The 881-nt window shown below is 31.6% G+C and carries 1 protein-coding gene; it reads left to right on the top strand.

What is annotated here, in order from left to right; translation table 11 throughout:
* Positions 1 to 54: 54 nt before the first annotated feature.
* Entirely contained in the window at positions 55 to 708 is a 654-nt protein-coding gene (locus G3567_RS13195; protein WP_164005785.1) for a hypothetical protein, read from the top strand.
* Positions 709 to 881 lie beyond the last annotated feature (173 nt).

Raw genomic sequence — 881 nt, 5'->3', positions numbered from 1 at the left:
GCGGTTTTCACCCCGCCACAAAACCATATACGCGAGACGTTACCTGCAAGCTGAATGAACAACACGCTAAAAAAAATAACACCATTTTTGATTTTATCAATATCATCAATTATTTGGGCGATAGTAATTGTTATTAAAGAAAAGGAATTAGGCTGGGGAATTTTTGCTGTGTTAACTCTAATTGTAATTGGAATATTACTTTTTGCTATTGACTTCGGATTAAAAAAATGGCTAAAGAGTTATAAAAAGATTTTCCTTACTGAATTGACTTTAACACTTTTAATGATAGTAATTTATAGCTACAAGTTTAATAGGACAAAAACATTAGTTATACCAGCTGAATTTGATAAAAGTTACGTGACTATAATTTACGGAGTTAAAAACTCAAAAGATTTATCTATTTCAGCCTTAACTTGGAATAAAAAAATAGAAATTCCAAAAAACGGAATTTTATTAACGTCTTCTGACTTTAATGAAGATCTTCGTGAAACAGATATAAAAATGGATTCTGGAGTTTATTTAAACTCTGACCAAACTGAAAAAGGATTTACTCGGTTAACGGAATCAGAATTTGAATCTGATGGTCGATTTTTTAAATTTAGAACTTGGAAAATACAGAACCAACCTTGTTGTTTTTATACGACAAAAGAAATTGATGAATACAAAACACAACTAAAAGCAAAATTTAAAGAAAAAGCCAGCAGGTAACACAGGCTATAATTCATTGCGGTTGAATTCCTTGGCGGAATTCAACGCTAATTTGCTATCTTTCGGCTACAACGGAAAGAATCCTGCGGTTTTTTCCGCAACGAAATCATAGCCAGAAACGTTGCCAAGCACATAAAATCAAAACTTAATCGAAAATGAAAGTTTACGGAAAA

Source organism: Psychroflexus aurantiacus (genome assembly GCF_010820555.1).
GTDB lineage: Bacteria > Bacteroidota > Bacteroidia > Flavobacteriales > Flavobacteriaceae > Psychroflexus > Psychroflexus aurantiacus.
This window is presented reverse-complemented; position numbering and strand designations above follow the sequence as displayed.